The organism is Reichenbachiella agariperforans, from assembly GCF_900142205.1.
In the GTDB taxonomy this organism is placed as follows: domain Bacteria; phylum Bacteroidota; class Bacteroidia; order Cytophagales; family Cyclobacteriaceae; genus Reichenbachiella; species Reichenbachiella agariperforans.
Genome location: NZ_FRAA01000001.1, coordinates 915,771 through 937,167 on the forward strand (window position 1 = coordinate 915,771; position 21,397 = coordinate 937,167).

General features: G+C 44.4%; 19 protein-coding genes. 9 read left to right on the top strand and 10 right to left on the bottom strand.

The features are described 5' to 3' along the window. Positions 1-71 precede the first annotated feature (71 nt). Positions 72-866 carry a hypothetical protein gene (locus BUB99_RS03450; RefSeq protein ID WP_073119443.1) on the bottom strand — a complete coding sequence of 265 codons (795 nt, stop codon included), beginning with the start codon at positions 864-866 and terminating at the stop codon, positions 72-74. Between the two features lie 225 nt (positions 867-1,091). Here BUB99_RS03450 and BUB99_RS03455 point away from each other — a divergent pair, with 225 nt between their 5' ends. Beyond that, positions 1,092-2,504, top strand: a complete 1,413-nt coding sequence (locus BUB99_RS03455) for an aldehyde dehydrogenase family protein (protein WP_073119445.1) — start codon at positions 1,092-1,094, stop codon at positions 2,502-2,504. Positions 2,505-2,609: 105 nt separating this feature from the next. Here the strand turns inward: BUB99_RS03455 and BUB99_RS03460 are convergent, their stop codons facing one another. Then, positions 2,610-3,533: a mechanosensitive ion channel family protein gene (locus tag BUB99_RS03460; protein WP_073119447.1), complete on the bottom strand. Its 924-nt coding sequence runs from the start codon at positions 3,531-3,533 to the stop codon at positions 2,610-2,612. A 49-nt stretch (positions 3,534-3,582) separates the two neighbouring features. After that, the gene (locus BUB99_RS03465; RefSeq protein WP_073119448.1) at positions 3,583-4,785 is read right to left on the bottom strand and encodes a molybdopterin molybdotransferase MoeA; all 1,203 of its coding nucleotides are present in this window, start codon (positions 4,783-4,785) and stop codon (positions 3,583-3,585) included. 55 nt (positions 4,786-4,840) lie between these two features. On the opposite strand from BUB99_RS03465, the gene moaC reads away from it, so the two are divergent. Both moaC and BUB99_RS03475 read left to right on the top strand, forming a co-directional pair. After that, positions 4,841-5,320 carry a cyclic pyranopterin monophosphate synthase MoaC gene (gene moaC, locus BUB99_RS03470; RefSeq protein ID WP_073119450.1) on the top strand — a complete coding sequence of 160 codons (480 nt, stop codon included), beginning with the start codon at positions 4,841-4,843 and terminating at the stop codon, positions 5,318-5,320. Beyond that, entirely contained in the window at positions 5,313-6,446 is a 1,134-nt protein-coding gene (locus BUB99_RS03475; protein ID WP_073119452.1) for an NTP transferase domain-containing protein, read from the top strand. The genes moaC and BUB99_RS03475 overlap by 8 nt, the downstream gene beginning before the upstream one ends. A 4-nt stretch (positions 6,447-6,450) precedes the next feature. Here the strand turns inward: BUB99_RS03475 and BUB99_RS03480 are convergent, their stop codons facing one another. Further along, complete coding sequence (locus BUB99_RS03480; protein ID WP_073119453.1) at positions 6,451-6,861, bottom strand: molybdenum cofactor biosynthesis protein MoaE; 411 nt, start codon at positions 6,859-6,861, stop codon at positions 6,451-6,453. Between the two features lies 1 nt (position 6,862). Beyond that, on the bottom strand, positions 6,863-7,105 hold the full coding sequence (locus BUB99_RS03485) for a MoaD/ThiS family protein (protein WP_073119456.1): 243 nt from the start codon (positions 7,103-7,105) through the stop codon (positions 6,863-6,865). A 120-nt stretch (positions 7,106-7,225) separates the two neighbouring features. Between BUB99_RS03485 and BUB99_RS03490 the strand changes: the two genes are divergently transcribed. Together BUB99_RS03490 and moaA are read left to right on the top strand one after the other, a co-directional pair. Beyond that, on the top strand, positions 7,226-7,597 hold the full coding sequence (locus BUB99_RS03490) for a DUF7009 family protein (RefSeq protein ID WP_073119457.1): 372 nt from the start codon (positions 7,226-7,228) through the stop codon (positions 7,595-7,597). Beyond that, on the top strand, positions 7,594-8,601 hold the full coding sequence (gene moaA, locus BUB99_RS03495) for a GTP 3',8-cyclase MoaA (protein WP_262501860.1): 1,008 nt from the start codon (positions 7,594-7,596) through the stop codon (positions 8,599-8,601). Before BUB99_RS03490 ends, moaA begins: the two co-directional genes overlap by 4 nt. A 6-nt stretch (positions 8,602-8,607) precedes the next feature. On the opposite strand, the gene BUB99_RS03500 is transcribed toward moaA, so the two are convergent. Further along, the gene (locus tag BUB99_RS03500; RefSeq protein ID WP_073119459.1) at positions 8,608-9,345 is read right to left on the bottom strand and encodes a hypothetical protein; all 738 of its coding nucleotides are present in this window, start codon (positions 9,343-9,345) and stop codon (positions 8,608-8,610) included. Positions 9,346-9,555: 210 nt separating this feature from the next. Next, a complete protein-coding gene (locus BUB99_RS03505) occupies positions 9,556-10,248 on the bottom strand; it encodes an SIR2 family NAD-dependent protein deacylase (RefSeq protein WP_073119461.1) in 693 nt (230 codons plus the stop codon). A 127-nt stretch (positions 10,249-10,375) separates the two neighbouring features. Between BUB99_RS03505 and pta the strand changes: the two genes are divergently transcribed. From pta to BUB99_RS03520, 3 genes are all read left to right on the top strand, one after another. Continuing rightward, the gene (pta, locus tag BUB99_RS03510; RefSeq protein ID WP_073119463.1) at positions 10,376-12,481 is read left to right on the top strand and encodes a phosphate acetyltransferase; all 2,106 of its coding nucleotides are present in this window, start codon (positions 10,376-10,378) and stop codon (positions 12,479-12,481) included. A gap of 9 nt (positions 12,482-12,490) precedes the next feature. After that, a complete protein-coding gene (locus BUB99_RS03515) occupies positions 12,491-13,687 on the top strand; it encodes an acetate/propionate family kinase (protein WP_073119465.1) in 1,197 nt (398 codons plus the stop codon). Positions 13,688-13,753: 66 nt separating this feature from the next. After that, complete coding sequence (locus BUB99_RS03520) at positions 13,754-14,722, top strand: GSCFA domain-containing protein (RefSeq protein ID WP_073119467.1); 969 nt, start codon at positions 13,754-13,756, stop codon at positions 14,720-14,722. Positions 14,723-14,848: 126 nt separating this feature from the next. Here the strand turns inward: BUB99_RS03520 and BUB99_RS03525 are convergent, their stop codons facing one another. The 3 genes from BUB99_RS03525 to BUB99_RS03535 form a co-directional block, all read right to left on the bottom strand. Next, positions 14,849-16,369, bottom strand: coding sequence for a T9SS type A sorting domain-containing protein (locus BUB99_RS03525; protein WP_084190324.1), 1,521 nt, complete (start codon positions 16,367-16,369; stop codon positions 14,849-14,851). Positions 16,370-16,726: 357 nt separating this feature from the next. Next, complete coding sequence (locus BUB99_RS03530; RefSeq protein ID WP_073119470.1) at positions 16,727-19,144, bottom strand: TonB-dependent receptor plug domain-containing protein; 2,418 nt, start codon at positions 19,142-19,144, stop codon at positions 16,727-16,729. 41 nt (positions 19,145-19,185) lie between these two features. After that, positions 19,186-20,142 carry an ROK family protein gene (locus BUB99_RS03535; RefSeq protein ID WP_073119472.1) on the bottom strand — a complete coding sequence of 319 codons (957 nt, stop codon included), beginning with the start codon at positions 20,140-20,142 and terminating at the stop codon, positions 19,186-19,188. 89 nt (positions 20,143-20,231) lie between these two features. Here BUB99_RS03535 and BUB99_RS03540 point away from each other — a divergent pair, with 89 nt between their 5' ends. Further along, a complete protein-coding gene (locus BUB99_RS03540) occupies positions 20,232-21,218 on the top strand; it encodes a YheT family hydrolase (RefSeq protein WP_073119474.1) in 987 nt (328 codons plus the stop codon). The last annotated feature ends 179 nt before the right edge of the window (positions 21,219-21,397 follow it).

The following is a 21,397-nucleotide window of genomic DNA, read 5'->3' on the forward strand; positions in this document are numbered from 1 at the left end:
CCGTGACCAAAGGACGAAATATTCTAGACAAAATGACCTAGTAGTTAGACCTCATTAAAAAATGTAGACTATTAATTAGAAAAAGCCATTGCAAAAATGAAAGAACTGGCGTTCTTGATACGCTTAGAAGGATAAATCCCCTGCGCTACCGTGATATATTTATAGGCTTTACGTAAATCTTCGTTATTGTAAGCCCGAAGGCTTTGGTTGTAATAATGCAGACCAGCAAGTTCCTTCATACCTACTTCATTATCTATCACAGTTACTTGTTTGGGTGACCCCATGCTGAAATCGCTTGATACACCAGACATGGCCAACTTTTCATTGATTCGCTGTGCATCGCTTAGTACGATTTGCTTTCTTTCCTTGATCTCCTCTTTATCCGAAGCAAAACCATTCAACGGATCGGTGGCCTCCATCATAAACTCCCTACCCCCAGATTCTACCATCAAGTACACATGATAGTCCGTCTCGACCACACGGTAATGATAACCGAGATCATCAAGAAACAAAGCCAACAGCGCAGACCCCGTCACACAATCATACTTACCAGACGGGCGAAATATCTCACTGAACAACACCTGCTGCTCATAGCTTTTCAAAAACTTACGGTGCACTTTGTAAAACATGAATTTCAAAAAAGCCTCATCAGACTTCATCGACTCATCCTTCTCTCTTAGTTTGCTCAACATATCAAGGTAGGTCGCTTCGAAACTCACGAACTCTTCATGAGAAAAGCTATCAAAATCGTCACGTATAAATAGTGCCAGCTTCGTATCACCCGTCGGGACTACAGCCATCATCATTTCTACTCTCAGGAGCAAAAAGACTAATAGTATCGGTATGGTTTTAAAAACTGTTTTCATCTATTTTCGAATGGAATCTAACTCAATATAGTCAATGTTAATTTAATGTTACCACAATGTTAACCGTATTAACACACTAAATCTATACGCAAAACACCTAATTAGAGTTAAAAAATGAGCTTTTTAACCAAAACGCACTGCAAAACCCTATATCCAACTTGCTAATTCTTAAAGATACATTAACTTCTGCTTACAGATTTTGCAACGTTTCAATCCCAAAACAACATGACATCTAGCTCCATCCAAACTCTTTTTGATTCCCAAAAAAACAAAGCTACGGCACTACGAAGCGCTCCCATCAGCGAACGAAAAGCACAACTCTCCAAACTCAAAAGGTGGATACTAGACAACAAGTCACGCATCTATGAGGCACTATACCAAGACCTGCACAAACCACAACTAGAAGCAGATATTTCCGAAATATTTCCCGTCATGGCTGAAATCAGCCATACACTCCAGCACCTTAGCGAATGGACAAGAGAGCGACGAGTCAGCTCAGGACTAACCTACATCGGCACGCAAGGAAAAATCAAATATGAACCTAAGGGACGCTGCTTAATCATCGCACCATGGAACTACCCCTTTCAGTTAACGGTAGGTCCCTTGGTGAGCTGTCTAGCTGCGGGCAATACCGCCATCCTAAAACCCTCCGAAAACACCCCTACCACCTCGCGGCTCATCTCCGAAATGGTACGTGAGCTCTTTGACCCTAGCTGGGTCACCGTCGTGGAAGGAGCTATTGACGAAACACAGACCTTGCTATCGCTACCCTTTGATCACATATTCTTTACGGGCAGCACACCTGTAGGGAAGATCGTGATGGCAGCAGCTGCAAAGCACCTCACCTCAGTGACCCTAGAATTAGGCGGGAAATCTCCCGTAATCATCGATGAGTCGGCCAACGTAGACGATGCAGCAAAAAAAATCATCTGGGGACGCTTCACCAACAACGGACAAACCTGCATCGCCCCCGATTACCTATTTGTACATCACACTCAGTTGAAAAATTTCTTAGCTTCTGCCAAAAAACACATCAGAAAACTCTTTGATCCCTCTTCCGTGGGAATGCGTCAATCCTCTGGCTATGCCCGTATCGTCAATCCACGACACACACAGCGCATCATAGACCTCATGGAATCAGCACTACAAGAAGGAGCTAAAATCGCTATAGGCGGCACATATGATCTAGAAAGTCGCTTTATAGAACCCACTCTACTGGTCGATATACCTGCTGACGCATCGATCTGGAAAGAAGAAATATTCGGACCAGTCATGCCTATACAATCCTATGATAGTCTAGAAAACGTCATCGAACACATCCGTGCAAATGACAAACCGCTGTCCCTCTATTTGTTCTCCAAGGATCGACGCACGCAAGAGAGAGTCACGCAAGAGACCACCGCTGGCTCTATGGTCATCAATGATGTAGTACTCCAGTACGCTCATCCCAACCTCCCCTTCGGAGGGGTCAATCAAAGCGGTATAGGCAAAGCTCATGGACACTATGGTTTCCTAGAATTCACCAACCAAAAGTCCGTGCTCAAACAACGTGTAGGCTTCACCAACGCCATGCTCTTCTATCCACCAATCGGGAATTTCAAAAAAAAGGTGCTGGATTTTATGACCAGGTATTTCTAGAATCCTCAAAAGCAACATGTAACCCAGGCGAATCACAACCGAAAAAGAAATCTAAAACCATAAAACAACTACTACAGGTTTTGACCTGAATTCAATGCCGTTTAGTTAAGCTCCTGTATCCGTTTTTTCATCACCCTCAGTTGCTACTCTCATCTCTGACAAGGTTTTCCCTCCTTTGATACCAAAATCCAAAGTTCGGATAGGGAATGGAATAGAAATATCGTTTTTATCAAAAGCTACTTTGATGGCCTTGATGGCTCTAGTCTTCATCACCAAATAACCTGGACCAGCTGGAAACTCGATCCAAAATCGAATATTGAAATTGATAGAGCTGCCCCCAAACTCTTCATAGTCAAAGAACATTTGATCCTTATGAATAACTCCGTCCATCGAATTGAACACTTCGAGTACAATCTCTTCTACTTTATCCAAATCCTCTGCGTAAGACACTCCCACAGATAAATCAATTCTTCTTTTCTTCATTACAGAAAAATTCGTAATCGGGTTAGCCAGAACTTCTTTGTTAGGCACATAGGTCTCTTGCCCAGTAAAAGACTCAATGATCGTCACCCTCAAATTTGTCCCCTTGACAGTCCCAGTGATACCATTAATCTCCACAATGTCTCCAATAAGATAGGGCGTACGAAATGCCAATATAATCCCTGACACAAAATTGGCAGCTATGTCTTGAAAGGCAAACCCTAACGCCAGACCAATCACCCCTACCCCAGCGAGCAGTGAGGTCACCGCCGTTTGCAATTTTAATATCCCGAGGATAATAAACAACCCCAGCCCCATCACAGTATAATAAATGATAGTCGAAAACAAGCTCTCCAATGCCTTGTTTGTAGAAGTTTTCTCAAACAACCTAGAGAATACTTTTCTGGCCAATCGTGCCAGTACCAAGAAGAATAGAAAGACAATTAGTGCCATTGCCATATTAGGCAACATCGAGATAAATGCATCGTACCATGACTCTAACTTTCCTATTATTGTTTCGAGCGGTTTATCGAGTTTAATTTCTTCCATGACGAGATAGTTTGTAGTTGATATGGAATTGAAATTAGTAAGACTCCTGTCAAAGTCCTAACGGATAGTAAGGAAAGACGTCTCCTTTGCCGTACACCATTTGACCTGCTGGTAGGTATATAAAACCATCTACCTTCGCCAAGGTCGCCAAATCTCCCGAGCCGTTACCCTGCACAGGAGTCGCGCGACACTGTCCTCCCTCATGGCTTACCGATACTTGCAAAAAATATCCCAAATCAGGCTTGAATACAAAATTTTCCATTAACACTGCGGTTAGTCCTAAATTAGGTACTCCCGCTTGCTGATGAATCCATGGCAGACAATAGACCTGAAAACACATCAACGTAGATATCGGATTGCCTGGAAAAGCAAATACAGCTTTCTCTCCATAACTACCAAACCAAAACGGTTTCCCAGGTCTCTGCGCCACACGATGAAATTCCTTCTGCACACCGAGTGACTCCAGTACTTCGGGCAAATAATCCGCTTTCCCTTTCGATACCCCACCACTCAGCAGCAGCACATCATGCGCCTCTAAGAGGCCCGGCAGTTCTCTTACCAGTTCCTCCACACGATCATTGAGATGAAATGCCTGACAGGCTATGCCTTGACGCATCAAGCTCGCCACGATCATCGTCACATTAGACTTTCGTATTTGATAAGCTTGAGGCGTATCACCAACTTCTACCAATTCATCTCCTGTGGATACAACAGCTACTTTGGGCAAACGTCTCACTGTCACCTGCTCCTGCCCTACAGTGGCTAGAATCGCTACGATACCTGTATGAATTTGAGCCCCTGACTCTACGAGAACCTCTCCTGTCTGCTGATCCGAACCCTGCTGGTGTACATTTTTGAATCGAAACACTTCTTCGTCACTGATATGCGCCCACTTCCCGTCGCTCTTATCTTCAAACGTTACGTCCTCGTATCGTACGATCACATCACAACTCGCATCCAGCATTGCTCCTGTCATGATCTCCAAACATTCTCCGGGGTTAGAAACAGCCCGACTCTCTTCACCAGCATATTGGGTACCGACGACCTTAAAGTTTCTTTCTCCTCGCTTGAAATCCTCATAACGTATCGCAACCCCATCCATCGTCACGCGATGAAAAGGAGGAAAATCTCTATCTGCTACCACCGGCTGAGCCAATACGCGACCGATACTCTCATGCAATAGCACACGCTCTTCGCCCCACTCTGGAGCTTGTGCGTGGATAATATTTCTAGCTTCTTCGACACTAATCATCCAATGATCTTATAATTTTGAATTTAAAATTAACACATCTGAACACATTGCAATCATGGAAAAGTCAGGACTTTCACATATCGATGACAACAATGCCCCCGCTATGGTCAATGTGGGAGAAAAAAAAGTGACCCGCCGCAGCGCTACCGCGCGATCCATCGTCGTAGTATCAGACGAAATCCTAGCTCTCATCGAGGATGGTGACATCCAGTCCAAAAAAGGTCCAGTGTTTCATACTGCCATTATTGCAGGCACGATGGCTGCCAAAAAAACAGGAGAATTGATCCCCCTATGTCACCCTATCGGCATGGATGGCTGTGACATAGAAATCAAAGTTGATCACAAAGAGATCGTCATACGGTGTACCTGCAGCGTCACTGCCAAAACAGGTATAGAGATGGAAGCATTAACTGGAGCGAGTATAGCAGCCCTCACCATCTATGACATGTGTAAGGCCATGTCACACGACATAGTCATCCGCGAGACGCGATTAATCGCCAAAACAGGAGGCAAAAAGGATTTTCATCATGAGTAAAAAACACCAAAAGCACGCCAAAATCACCAAACCAAACTACGGTCAGTTTGCGCGACAGGAGTTAGCTATATTGGGCACTCCATGCGGAGAAATCAAAAAAATAAGCCAAACCATCAGCGAAGCTCTCGCAGATCAATACAGCATTGCCTATGTCGATGCAGATCACAAGAGCGCAGATGACAGTACTCTCACTGGCACATCGCTTGACCATGGCAATGAACTAGAGTACGTTGACAAGATCAATTTCCATAGATTTGACACACGATCTGCCATGAACCCGTGGCTTTTCCGTCCCTACTTCAATGACCAAGAGTTAGTAATCGTCAACGGCAATCACTTCGAAGCATCACAACAAATTGTCGTAATCGACTCCCGAAAATCGCTCGAAAAAAAGCTACACAAGCTAACGAACGTCGTACTCATTCTGCTGCCGGAAGGAGAATCTATCATTCCTGATTACCTCCGTCATCATATAGAAAACATCGACCAAATCCCAAACTACCTCATCAACGACCTGAGTCAGCTGACGCAGTGGATAGACCAACAACTAAAACAGTCGATCGCTCCTCTCAATGGGTTAGTCCTCGCCGGAGGAAAAAGTGAGCGCATGCAAAAAGATAAATCCCAAATCAACTACCACGGGAAAAGTCAAAAAACACACATGCTCGACCTACTTTCCGATGCTACGCAAAAAGCATTTTTCGCGATCCGAGAAGATCAAGCAGAAGAGAAGGACAGTATCAAGGATACTTTTACAGGACTAGGGCCTTATGGAGCCATTTTATCGGCATTTAGACATGACCCGAATGCTGCATGGCTCGTGACAGCATGTGACCAACCCTTTCTCACTCATGAAGTCATCGATCTATTGATCAAAAAAAGAAATCCGTCAAAGGTCGCTACTGCATTTTATAACCCTGATACGGATTTTCCTGAACCCCTCATCACCATCTGGGAGCCCAAATCTTACCCTTACTTACTGCAGTTCCTGAGTCAGGGATATTCATGCCCCAGAAAAGTCCTCATCAATACGGACATTGAACTCGTGCATCTGGATGATCCTTCTGTACTTAGAAATGTAAATACCCCTGACGAGTACGAGGCAGCAATTAAAGAGATAAAGTAACGAACTAAGGGTGTGCAGCTACCCAGACATCCCCATCTTCGAACACTTCGCGTTTCCAAATGGGGACGGTCTTTTTGAGTTCGTCGATGATGAACTCGCAGGCTTGAAATGCATCCTTTCGGTGTGGAGTAGATACAGCGATCACGACAGCCTCCTCGCCGATCTCTACGATACCGACGCGATGCACTATCGCATAGCTGAGGATATCCCATTGCTCAACGGCTCGATCAGCGATCTTCTGTAGTTCTTTGACCGCCATGGGCTCGTAGGCTTCAAAATCCAACTTTATAACCTTTTTACCAGCCGTCTGGTTACGTGTCGTCCCGATAAACACATTGATCGCACCCGCACCACTCTCTTTGACATAGTCTATAAGCTCACTTGTTCTTATGGTTTTAGAAGTTATCTCTATCATATCATCCACCGCTTACAGGAGGTATTATCGCCAATTCATCACCCTGTGATACGACATAGCTATCTTCCACATATTCTTCATTGACTGCCAGGAGTACCGACGGTAGCTTTTCCAATCCGTCATACTGCTGTTTGAGACGAGCTACTACGCCTGCGACTGACTCTCCATCAGTCACTTCTAGCACGACAGACCGAGCCTTGATGATATCACGTGCTATCCCAAAAGCTAAAACTGATATTTCCATCCTATTGATTTTAAACCCAAAGATAAACGCTCTGACAGGAGATATATCACAGACATTACATAAAGTCAAGAAAAAGCACCCATCTGTTCTATCAAGGCCAAAGAAGCAGTAGTTTTGAAGATGAAATTGAGAATATTGAATGATTCAATCCGGCTCAGGTTAAGCCAAACAGAGGTTGACATTTTCGGAGAGAAAGGATGTGTATCGGCTGAAATCGCCTTTGGTACCAATCGATTAAAATACACCGTAGCTGCACTGGCAGACACAAAAGATGTCACCGCTAACTTTGCCAACAACGAAATCATCGTAGGCATTCCTAGCGAGATGGCAGACAAATGGATGGATCCTACAGAGGTTGGGTTTGAAAACAAAGACCAAAGCCAAATGCGCGTTTTGGTAGAGAAGGATTTTCAATGCCTGCACAAAAGACCGGGTGAGGATGAATCGGACAGTTTCCCCAACCCTCAAGCAACCCACAACAAAACGAAGTGAACCAAGACAAGCAAACGATATTGACAGACAAATGGGGTAGGCAAATGGACTACCTCCGCATCGCCGTGACCGATCGCTGCAATCTGAGATGCTTCTACTGCATGCCTGCCGAAGGGATACAATACCTCCCAAAAAAAGAACTCATGAGCTACGAAGAAATCCTTCGTGTCACACAAAATCTAGCAGAACTGGGTGTCAAAAAGATCAGAATCACTGGCGGAGAACCTTTCCTCCGAAAGGACCTCATGCAGTTGCTCCGAAAAATCACAGAAATAGATGGCATCACCTCACTCAATCTCACCACCAACGGAGTACTAACCTACCCTCATCTCAAAGAACTCAAAGAGATCGGAATCGATCACATCAACCTAAGTTTGGACAGCTTGGACAAGCAGAATTTCTTTGCTATCACGAGACGTGACGAGTATAACAAAGTGATGCAAACGCTAGATGGCTTGCTAGATCATGGGATCAAAACCAAAATCAACATGGTGGTCATGAATGGACGCAATGAACATGAAATCCAAGCCATGGCCAAACTAACCAAGAACAAAAATATCTCGGTACGCTTTATCGAAGAGATGCCCTTCAACGGGTCTGACGATCAAAATGCTAAAATATTCTCTGCTCAAGACATACTGGACGAACTAAAACACCACTACCCTGCTCTACAGAAGATCGCGCAAGAACCAAATTCACCCTCTACTGCTTATCAAATCCCTGACTATGCTGGGAGTTTAGGTATCATAGCGGCATATACCCGTAGCTTCTGCGGTACATGCAATCGTATCAGACTTACCGCCACTGGCAGCATCAAAAACTGTCTATATGACGAAGGTGTGTTAGATGTAAAAGGTATATTGAGAACTGGCATCTCTGACGAAGCACTCAAAGAGACTTTCATTCAGACCGTGCAACGCAAGGAGGTCAATGGATTCGTAGCAGAAATAAACCGACAAAAAAACACTCAAATCACTGAGTCCATGTCTACGATTGGTGGGTGATTCAGCTTAAAAAACGTTTCTAATAGAGATAATCCCTTCTTCATCGAGTGCAACAAATTTCTTGTCTTCGTATCGATAAAACATAACCCCGATCACTAGAACAGTAGAGGCATTTTGTGCGATAGGCCCTGTCTCTAATAACCGCAACTGGGCAGTCATAGGCTCGGTAGATGTCTGCAATATCGGCAACATAGGCGACTGAAAACTCCCCTTTTTACTATCTGCTTTGGGAGAAAGCATCTCTATACTATCTGTTTTGATCAAAAAATCGGATACAGATACCAGACGAGCCGATATCTTAAAGTTAGTAGCCTGCTTAGGTACTTTGATGTCATTGATAGGAATAAAAGCAGGTACATGAAAAATCGCATGACCTTTATGTGCTCCTGATTTGACACAGAACTTGGTTTTCACCAAAGCATCAAAACTAGATTCCTCATTGAAATCATAACCTCTCAAATCATCCACAATGTCAGCAAGCGAATACTTACTGGTATTGTCTAGAGAAGAATTGATTTTAGATGCCAAACGTTTCGCACTGAGGTTAGTGGTCATAGAAGCTAACTCCTTACCAATCCCACGGTGTATCGATTCGCTAATGTGTGTCGCTACGGCAAACTTATTTTTAAAAACTGAACTTATCTCTGAAGCGGTGTTGAGTGGTTTGGGACTGGTGGCAGTAGGTATACTGCCCATGCCTTCGGTATAAAAATAAGTGCTTCGTAGTTCTAAGTTTGTTGCCATAGCTGTGGATATAAAAATTGATACTGATTCGTTATTTCAGACATTGAATTTTAAAATCATGGTGAATATAAAAAATTAATTCAACAACACACAACGAAACACCTTAATATCAGCACCTTATACGCATTTACACTTAGCAATTTACGAGAAAACACTACGCACAATTTTCTAACTGCGAAACAGCAATTCGATAATTGTTACTTAACCACATTACTGATACCGCTTTCTCAACTCATCAGCCACCTTAGCCACACCTGTACTTGCCTTCTCTTCCACACAATAGAGCATAGAATCCTTGGGTAGCTCAGGCATTTTAGGATCTATGACATACTTGGGGATTCCTGCCCTCGTGTAGCTCATCAAACTGGCTGCTGGATACACCACCAACGAAGTACCCACCACCAGAAGAATATCTGCCCTCCGCACCTCTGCTATCGCCACATCCATCATCGGTACCATCTCCCCAAACCAAACGATGTGTGGTCTCAACTGTGACCCTTTGGGACAAAGGTCTCCAGACTTAAGCTCCCAACCCTCTAGCTCGAACACGATACTTTCATCGACACTACTCCTAACCTTGGACAGTTCACCGTGGAGATGAATGACCCGAGACGACCCTGCACGCTCATGTAAGCCATCTACATTTTGTGTCACGATCGTCACCTCAAAATCCTTCTCCAACTCCGCCAATGCGAAATGGCCCAGATTTGGCTGTACAGCCATTGCCTGCTTTCTTCTCTGGTTATAAAAATCCATAACTAACTCCTGATTAGCTGCCCATCCTTGTGGAGATGCCACCTCCATTACGTCATGCCCTTCCCACAATCCATCCGAATCTCGAAATGTACGAATACCGCTCTCCACACTGATCCCTGCACCTGTCAATACCACTACTCGTTTCATATTTTAAAACTTTACGTTGATAGAAAATAAAGATATTCATTAGTATTTTTAATGATGTGCATCATGCTATTCATCTCCGTTTTATTTTAGTCTTGCATTAGACGTTTCACCACAACCAAAGAACCACATGTCCAACGCCGTATTCATCTCCACCATCGAAGCTAATTCGGGTAAATCCCTCATTTCACTAGGGTTAATGGAGCTCCTGCTAAAGAAAACACAGAAAATAGGCTATTTCAAACCCATCATCAAAGGGAACCCAAATCGAAAAGATCATCATACCCAACTAATTCTAGACTATTTTACGTTGAATCAAAATTATGAAGACACTTACGTTTTCACGGGCAATCAGGTCAACAAGATGCTCGGAGATAGCCAGTTCGATCTAGTCATAGACCAAATTCTAGACCACTACAAAAAGCTCGAAAAACAGTACGATTTCATCTTGATAGAAGGAACTGATTTCGTGGGAGAGAACATCGCTTTTGAGTTTGAACTCAATGCCGCCATCGCTAAAAACTTGGGTAGTCCCATCTTGATCGTCGCTACAGGACAAAACAAAACACCTGAAGAGGCCGCCAGTACGCTCAAATTTGCACTAGACTCCTTCGAGGAAGAAGAGACAGAGGTCATAGGCGCAATTCTCAATAGAGTCGAGGAAGAAAAAATTCAAGACTATAAAACGAACCTAAAGAAAAAACTGGGAGGTACGGGTAAAAACAAAGAATTAGCTGTCATCCCCAACAATGACATTCTGAGTAGCCCTAGTGTAGCCGAAATCGCCGAGGAATTGAACGCCAAAGTACTCTTCGGAGAGGAACTCCTCCACCAAAAGATCGTCCATCGCTACTCAGTTGCTGGCATGACCTTGGCCAATTACTTGACATTCTTGACAGAAAACTGTGCCGTAGTAGCCTCTGCCGATAGAGCCGAGATCATCATGGGGTCACTACAGGCTCATCAGTCGACAACATACCCTAACCTATCCGCAATCATACTCACGGGGGGGTTCGATCTGCCCGAACCGATATACAAACTACTGAAAGGGCTGACAGCAACCATCCCTATACTCAAGGTCACACCAAACACGTTCCAAACAACCATCAACCTAAACAACGTCAAGTCCAACCTATCGATGGATAACCCCAACAAGATAGCATTGGCACTCAAGTATTTTGACCAGCAGATCGACGCGACCAACCTTGAGAATAAAATCATAGGGGTGAAACCAAGAGGCATGACGCCAAAAATGTTTAAATACAACCTGAACCAAACTGCGCTCGCTCAAAAGATGCATATCGTCCTGCCCGAAGGCAATGACGACCGTATCCTCAAGGCAGCCGAACAACTCCAAGCGATGAAGCTAGTCAACCTCACACTACTCTACAGAAACCCAGATGAGGTCACCCAAAAAATCCAAGACTTAGGACTAGATATCGACCTAGATGAAATCAACATCGTAGCACCCGCCCAATCACCAAACTTCAACAAATACGTCTCGCAACTCTATGAATACCGCAAAGAAAAAGGTATCACCATGGAAATCGCCGAAGACTTGATGAATGACGTTTCCTATTTCGGCACCATGATGGTTCAGCAAGGAGACGCAGACGGTATGGTATCCGGTGCGGTCAACACCACACAGCATACGATACGCCCAGCCTTACAATTCGTCAAAACCAAGCCTGGGATTAAAGTCGTCTCTTCGGTGTTCTTCATGTGTCTGGACAACCGCGTACTTGTCTATGGCGACTGTGCAGTCAACCCTAACCCCACAGCCGAGCAACTCGCAGAGATCGCCGTCTCCTCTGCCTATACAGCCATGGCATTCGGGGTAGAAGCACGTGTAGCAATGCTCTCCTACTCGTCTGGCGCATCAGGCAAAGGAGAAGAAGTGGAGAAAGTCCGAAAAGCCACTGCACTAGCTAAGGAACTTGCACCCGAACTCATGATAGAAGGTCCTATACAATATGATGCAGCTGTTGATCCAGAAGTGGGTAAGAAGAAAATGCCCAACTCTCAGGTCGCTGGACAAGCCACCGTTTTGATCTTCCCAGACCTCAACACCGGAAACAATACATACAAAGCTGTACAGCGCGAAACAGGAGCCATCGCCATTGGACCAGTTCTACAAGGCCTCAATAAGCCCGTCAATGACCTCAGTAGAGGTTGTACGGTAGAAGACATCGTCAATACAGTGGTCATTACAGCGATTCAATCACAAAAGAAATAACACATAGAGATGAAAATATTGGTTTTAAATTCGGGTAGTTCTTCGCTCAAGTATCAGTTGTTTGACATGCCAGCAGGCACTGTCCTTTGTGCTGGGCTAGTAGAAAAAATAGGTGAAACAGAAGGGAACCTCAGCTTTGAATATGGCACGCAAACCGTAACCGTGAACATGCCTTTCGAAGATCACAAAGTAGCACTCAACAAAGTCTCAGAACTTCTCATGAACCCCGACTATAAACTCATCCAATCTTCAGATGAGATCGCTGCGGTCGGTCATAGAGTTGTGCATGGAGGGGAGCATTTCACCGCCAGTACCCTCATCGACGAATCAGTCAAAGCTGAGATCAAAGAACTCTTTTCGCTCGCTCCCCTTCACAACCCTGCTAACCTTCAGGGGATAGAAGTTGCCGAAACAGTATTTAGCTCCGCCAAGCAGTATGCTATTTTCGACACGGCATTTCACACTACCTTGCCCGAAGAAGCCTACCGTTTTGCCATCCCAGAAGAGCTCTATCAAAAATACGGTACGCGCGTCTATGGTTTTCATGGCACATCACACCGGTATGTCTCCAACAAAGCGATCGATTACTTGGGATTGAAAAACAAAGACAGCAAAATCATCACCATTCATCTCGGAAATGGATGTAGCATATCGGCCATCAAAAATGGAAAAAGCATAGACACATCTATGGGACTTGGCCCATTATCTGGGCTCATCATGGGTACGCGCTCTGGTGACATTGATCCATCGGTAATCTTCTATTTGCTAGAGCAGGGGTACGAAATCGAACAAATCAAAACACTGCTCAACAAACAAAGCGGCATGAAGGGACTCACAGGAGACAATGACCTCCGCAACATCAACACCAGAGCCAAAGATGGTGATGAAGCAGCTCTACTAGCACTAAAAATGTATGCCTACCGAATAAAGAAATACATCGGTTCTTACATGACCATCCTCGGAGGATTGGATGCCATCGTGTTCACTGCAGGGGTTGGAGAAAATGATGCTGTAACGCGAAAGATGTGCTGTAGTAATCTGGAACACTTTGGTATCGACATAGATGATACCCTCAATGAAACTAGAAAACCTGGCTTACGTGAAATTCAAAAAGGAAAAGTAAAAATACTCATCATCCCTACTGACGAGGAGTACGAAATTGCTAGACAGAGTTACCATTTAACCCAAGGAAACAACCCGAATTAAATCTTATTTTTATCAGCATTTCACACTGCATCAAACAGTTTCTTTTTATATTCATATAAAAAAGCTATGACACATTTTAGGACTGAATTATTCATAGACGAGAACCCAGATAAAATTAAATACAATTCTCAAATCTTGTCTATTGGGTCTGGGTTTACCAAAGCGCTAGCGGACCCACTTTCCAAATACAACTTTAACATCACTAACAACCCATACGGTACTATATATAACCCTATCTCTATATTTAACCTTATAGAACAAACGACCAAAAATGGAGAGATCAACGAAGATTTAATCACCGAAAACGAAGGTTATTGGAATCATTTCAATTTTCACCCTAAGGCTAACTTTTCATCCAAGTCCGAGTTAATTAACAGCCTACAAGAACGTGTAGAAACTACCCATGAGTATCTAAAAAAAACAGACTATCTAATCATCACCCTTGGATCAGCATTCGTATACAAACTAGACAGTACCAACAAGGTGATCGCCAACTGCCACCGTGCAGAATCCAATTTATTCACCAAAGACCTACTGACACCTCAGGCAATTGTAGATGGTTTCAGACGAATCTATAGCTCGCTAAACCATGTCAAAAACATCATCCTTGTCGTGAGCCCAGTGCAGCACACCCGTGATTCGTTGACGCTCAATGCTGTGAGCAAATCGGTACTACGCTTGGCCTGTCACATGATCATGAGTGAGTTTGCCTATGTCAAATATTTCCCTGCTTATGAATTCCTATTGAGTGACCTGAGAGACTATCAGTTCTATGAAAAAGATCTCATCCATCCGAATGAACTTGCAACGGATTACATCTTCAAAAAATTCGTAGAGAGCTACTTAGACCCATCGCTCAAAGATGATATTCTTTGTATCGAGAACTTACTGAGCGAGACGCATCATGCGCCCTACAACCCGCAAAGCAAAGACTACCAAAAAAGTCTAAGAGAAGCCATGAGCAGAATCGATGGTCTTACAGAGAAGATGGACTTATCCGAACTCATGACAGACCTAAAAAGCCGCATTGCTTAGGAATACAAATTACTGCTGCACAAGAAAGGGCTTTGAGAACAATCTCAAAGCCCTTTCTTGTACCAAAACGAGGCAACCTAAAAACTCACCTCGCTTCTATTTCATTCAGTTACTCATAACAATAGACTATCTAAAGATCACACGATGAACCGATTTCATCTCAGCCGCTCTTAATTCAATAAAATAAACTCCTGGAGGGTTACCTGACAGGTCTATACTAACCTGACGCATGCCGTACTGCTCCGTAGCATAGACTATTTTCCCCATCAGATCGACCACTCGGAGGCTTACTGATTCTTCCGTCTCTTGTTTGAGTTCAATAGTGAGTTGTCCACTAGTAGGGTTAGGATACGTTATCATTTCGAGCTCCTCCGCTTCCGTTTGTTTTGACCTTCCCAGTTCTACAGGGTCTTCTGGGTACACTTTGCACTGCTTGTATCGGAAATATAACACGCGCGTTTGTACCGGATCTCCCACTTCAAATGTGAGTTTATAGCGCTGACCCAATGCAAAACCACCGAACAGGCTATTGAGAGATATACTCGTTGGTGGAGCCCCCACCTGCCAACCAGTACTAGCCAATAGACCTGTAGTTGTATAGCTAGCGTTAACCTCCTGTACACTTATGCGGTATTGATTCGCAGACTGGGTACCACTCGTATTGAGGAGGAGGCTGTTATACTGACAGCGCTCATGCAGGGTATAAAACTTTATACCTCCGCCCAATATGCCTACACTCTCAATTACAGTCGTAGTATGATCAAGACTGGCGTCAATGGTAGCATCTTTGATTTCGAACCACCAGTATTCTGGATGGTAGCCAGTACCCACGACCAGTTTGAGCAAATAGAGTTTTCCTCTCTGAAACCCTGGTCCATAAGACCCCGTCAGATTGATTGTATTGGCCTGACCGGATAACCAGGGCGAACTATAGGTACTACTACTGACCCAATTATCAAGGTCAAATTCCGATATCTCATAAGACCAAATACTCTCACAGGAGCTAGCGTTCGCATCAAAAAGCACTGGATCATTCACGTCCAACTGAGCTATATCGATCGTCCAACCAGTACCTGTAGAAGTTGCAGACCTACTACTGAGCATGTCTACAAATTGTCCATCGGGAGTTGGCTGGTCTATGCCCTCTATAAAGCGTACGTTGTTGCTATAAGCATCAGTATTCCAAGCCCCCCAAACTATAAACTTGCTTCTTCTCTTAGCCACTACCTGATAGTAGGCACCTGGCTCTATGACAAGATCAAAATAGGCAAATATCTCTCCGCCACCACTACCGTATTCGATGGTAGGAGTAGTCATGATTTGCGTTTTAGTCCCTACGAGGTTACCCATACAGTCATAACTCTGACGATACACCTCTAGATACATCTGTAGCTTGAGACTACCCTTGGTAGTACTATAGCGAAACTGAGCTTGACTCACACCGCATTGAGGACGATAAAAATAACGGTTTGACTCATCAGGCCGAGCAAAAGAGTCAAATTCTGTCAAGTTGACCAGATTCAGCTCCTGTGCAAAAACAGGAATGTAATCAGGAACTGTACACGACTGTGCATCTACCTGATACCTCACGATGGCCAGTAATAGGACCACCATAAGACTTCTCATTGTTAAGTTGATCTTTTTCATAATACAAGTGATTTATTTACTGTCTACTCTATTTTTATCGCGGATTTTCGACTTCCTCCTTGATTTCACTTGTAGATCAACTCATACCCCATTTTGTTACCTCTTTTAGGGGAAGAACTATCGTCTCCACCTAAAAGTCAGGAGCTTTCTCCTCACCTCAGGAAGGGGTTAAAAAAGTCTAAGAGAAGCCATGAGCAGAATCGATAGTCTCACGGAGAAGATGGACTTATCCGAACTCATGACAGACCTAAAAAGCCGCATCGCTTAACGAACGAGAACAGGAACTTCACAAAAAAGGCTTTGAAAAATTTCAAAGCCTTTTTTTATCCCTCTGTTGATGCTATTGCATGATCTGGGTTAAAAATCAAATCTTGCACTGAAAATGCCGTTGATACCTGGTGCACTGATACCCGACGAATAGGTACGGTAATGGTGATCAAGAATATTCTCTAAGGCAGCAGTCACGACTAGTTTTGGTGTCAGGTGATAGGACGAGCGCAAATTAAGCGTGTACCATCCCAAAGATCCATCGCTCGTGTACAAGTAATCCTTGTCCTGCTCCGAAGGCGCTAAGTCATCCCATGCTCTATTGCCCTGAAACTTGGTATAAAACTCAAGCCTAAGTCGCTCTCTCTGGTAGGTCAGTGATACATTTCCAAACAATGGTGTCGTGTGACGTAGCGGAATACGTTCCACTTGATCTTCACCAAAACTCTCACTGAGTCTCGCCGACAGCAAAAAATGCTGTGTCATCGCATAGTCTAACCCTGCCGAGAAGCCCCATATATAAGCTTTACCCACATTGACCAAGGCAGCCATTCGGTAGGTTTCTCCATCATAGTAGACAGAGTCCATGCCGTTGTATGAATAATCACGCCTGACCATCGCATCCCTTAATTGGGTATAAAACAGCCCTCCCATTAATATCAACTTCTCTCCTAGGTTCCAGGTCACATTCGTTTCGTAGTTGTAGGTATATTCTGGTTTTAGGTCTTCGTTGGGCACTACGACCACATCACCCGAATCAAATACCTTTCCAGCATCATCAAGGTTAGGCGCCCTGAACCCCGTAGAAAATAACACGTCCCACTTGAGCTGTGGCGTGACCTGAATCGCTAATCCCGCTGTACCACTCAACGCAGCATTGCGCTGATCGATATCCTCGAATGGCAGACTAAAAAAGGAAGTAGAGTTAAATTTTGCTCTCAAACCCACATCAGAATAGCGTCCTCCCACTGTCAAATGCACCCAATCACGCAAGGCATATTTGTAGGACAGGTATGCCGCCCAGGTATTCATACTGCCTCCACCGTCAGGATAGCGTGTCGAAAGTGGACTCATTTCCCCAGTTACAATATCCTCTTTTTGAGCCGTAGACTCGGCATCATTGTACACCCATTCGAGACCATAGTATAGGTTACTATAGTCAGATATTCTTTTCTCCAGATCTAGGTTAGCTGCATAGGTCTTTACGCGCTCCGTCCTGTGATTTAATCCATTCGAGCCTACGCTACGGTTGTGACGAGACTCTTCCACACGCTGTGTGGACAAAGTTAATTTGGCATGGCTGTAGAACCAGTTCTCTGTATCATTGCTAAAGGTCAACGCATGGAGCATAAAGTCCTGAGGGCCATAGTACCATTCAGCATTCTTGAGTGAGCCATCAGACTGTGGCTGTATCAGTCGATCATACCTAGGGATGTCTGTAGACCCTGTGAGATAAAAGCTGTAAGCTAGCTCAGAAGATTTATTGATTCTCAAAGCAGCCTTATTCATGACATTGAACTGACTATATCCTGAGAATCGCTGGAGGTTTACGTCATCATTCTTCACCTCCTCATCCACTCCTTCTTTTCGGATGACATAGCTTTCTCGCTTACCAAAATCAGGATGATCCTTAGGGTGTACTGCTCCTGCTCTGAGGTCATCAAAATCACTCACCGTCACTCCTGTGAAATTCGAAAATCGTTTGTTTCGGATGGAAACATTAAGGTGGGCTGTTTTTTCATGATTAGCTGTCGAATAGCGCAACATACTGCCACCAGACACCTTCCAGCCATCATCCTTAGCGAACCCTGCTTTTTTGGTATAAAATGACATCACCCCGCCCAGTGCATCACTCCCATACATGGATGAACTAGGCCCATAGATCACCTCCGTAGAAGCCATCATATTCGGGTCTAACATGATCACGTTTTGCAGGTTGCCACTACGATAGATGGCATTGTTCAGACGAATACCGTCGAGTACAATCAATAGAGAATTGGCAGCAAAGCCTCGAATCATGGGACTGCCCCCTCCTAACTGACTCTTTTGCACGAAAACTTGACCACTCTGATCCAGCATATCTGCCGCAGTCTGAGGGTTGGCAAATTCAACTTCTTGGTGAGATATAGATAAGAGTTCATTAGGCACCTGATTGCGACCCTCTCCCCACCGGTTGGCTGATATGACGACTTCATTGATCTGTCGGATTTTTTCATCCATCAGGACATGAATAGATTCACCCTCACCTCCAGGCAAATCAATGGTCTTCCCATAAAACTGCGTATGTTGGAGAACAAGTTGACCAGCCGTCCCAGTAGGCAACCTAATCACCCCGTCAGTATTACTGACGCCTAGAAGTACTTCCTCTTGCATAGCAATGGCTCCTTCGATAGGCAATAGCGTATTAGCATCCTTGATAATGAGCTCTTGCCCGTATGTGTAGATAGATACCCATGACAAGCCTATAACAAGAATAAAAAATTTGATTCGGGAAAATGCTTTATTCATGAAGCAAATTAAACCAATATTCCCCAGAGCAATCCCCCCTACTATGGGGCTACTTTGTCGAATTCTGTCCAGCCAAGCGCAGCAGCACCTAGCACGGCAGCATTTTTATCCATCAAAGACGATGGGCGCAAATCAACCATGTTTTTGAAGGGCTTGAACATCTTCTCTTCCATGTAGTGCTTTGCAGGGTCTAGGAGATACTCTCCCGCCTTCACCAATCCTCCGAACAAGAAGATTGTCTTTGGACTCGTATGCAAAACGGTATCTGCCAATTTTTGTCCGAGAATTTTCCCTGTATATTCAAATGCCTTGATGGCGATATAATCATGATTCTTGGCTGCATCGGTGATTACCTTCCCATCGATTTGGTTATAAGGCACATCACGCAGTACACTAGGTCGTGTGTAGTCAGCCATGAGTTTAGACACGGTACGCTTGATGCCCGTAGCGGACACATAGGTCTCCAAACACCCTTTGCGACCACATGCACAGTGACGACCATCAGGGTTGACACTGACGTGACCAATCTCACCTGCCATTCCAGAGTAGCCATAGACGAGTTTACCATCTACTACGATCCCACTACCCAGTCCAGTACCGAGTGTAAAGAGAACGAAATCTTTCATCCCCTTTGCTCCACCAAATAGCATCTCTCCCAGTGCTGCCGCATTGGCATCATTGGTCAAGGCTACTGGAATCTTGAATTTCTCTTGAAACAACTCTCTAAACTCGACGATCTCGCCCCAGTTGAGATTAGGTGCATGCTCGATCGTTCCCTTGTAGTAGTTGCCATTGGGTGCCCCTACGCCCGCTCCGATCACCTGGTTATCGGCAATCAAATGACTGATATGGGTTTCCAATAGAGACAAAAAAGCATTGATATCAGCGTCAGCTTGGGTAGGAAAGTGTCCTTCATCTTTTACATTCCCTTCTCTATCCACTAACCCAAATTTGGTATTTGTGCCTCCAATATCAATTCCTAGTACGTATTCAGCCATTTTATCCCTATTTTTAGCCGCCAAAAATAGAACACCAACAAGACAAAAGGAACTATGGTGCTACTTTTTAAATCCCTATCTTTAAAATAATGCCTGTCATATCACGATCTCCATACGGCAACTTTTTTTCATGGTTCAGAAATGGCCATCTAGAGACGATATACCCCAGTGTATTCAGAAAAATCAAAGGGCTACCCTACGAAAGAGAGCGCATCGACACGCCAGATGGTGACTTTCTGGATTTGGACTGGGTACAGACGGGCTCTAACAAACTCATCATCGTATCGCACGGACTAGAAGGCAACACTACCCGGCACTACATCAAGAGCTGCGTCAGGTATTTTCATCAGAAAGGATACGATGTGCTCGCATGGAACTACCGATCCTGTAGCGGAGAGATCAACCGCACACTACGCCTCTACCATCATGGCGTCACCGATGATCTGGAGACGGTCATCCAGCATACCATCTCCACACGACGCTACAAAAGAATAGGACTCGTCGGCTACTCCATGGGAGGCAGCACTACCCTAAAATACTTGGGAGAAAACGGTGTCAACGTCCCCAAACACATCGTAGCAGCGGCAGTATTTTCTGTCCCCTGCAATCTCTGGGATAGTGCCCACCAGTTAACATTCAGAAAGAACACCTTCTACCGTAAGCGATTCCTCAAAAAACTCATTCAAAAAGTAAAACAAAAGCATGCACAGTTCCCTGACGCAGTAAATATTTCTGCGATTGATAGGATTAAGTCATTTGGGCTATTCGATGAACGCTACACGGCTCCCTTGCATGGGTTTCGCAATGCACGCCACTTCTACAGCACCTCCTCTTCGGATCTACACTACCACAGCATTACCGTCCCGTCTCTAATCGTCAATGCGCTCAATGATCCGCTGCTAGGCGAAAAATGTTATCCCTACGAAACTTGTCAAAACAGCAAAACACTGACCCTAGAAACACCCCGGTGCGGAGGACATGTAGGGTTTGGCCTGAGAGGAAAAAATTATAGTTGGATGGATCAAAGAGCCTTCGAGTACATCGACCGCTACATGCAAGAGTGGTCACTACACTGATCAGTGATCACTACGCCTCTATAGACTTCAATACCATTGGATTGCAGCAATGATTAAAATTCTCTACGCTACCAACGTCAAGATTCTAGATTATTAGAACCTTGACAAGCCAGCCAAAAAAGCTAGGGTTTTAACTCCAAAAGTTTATTGAGTATATAAAGGCACCAAGGTCACACCAA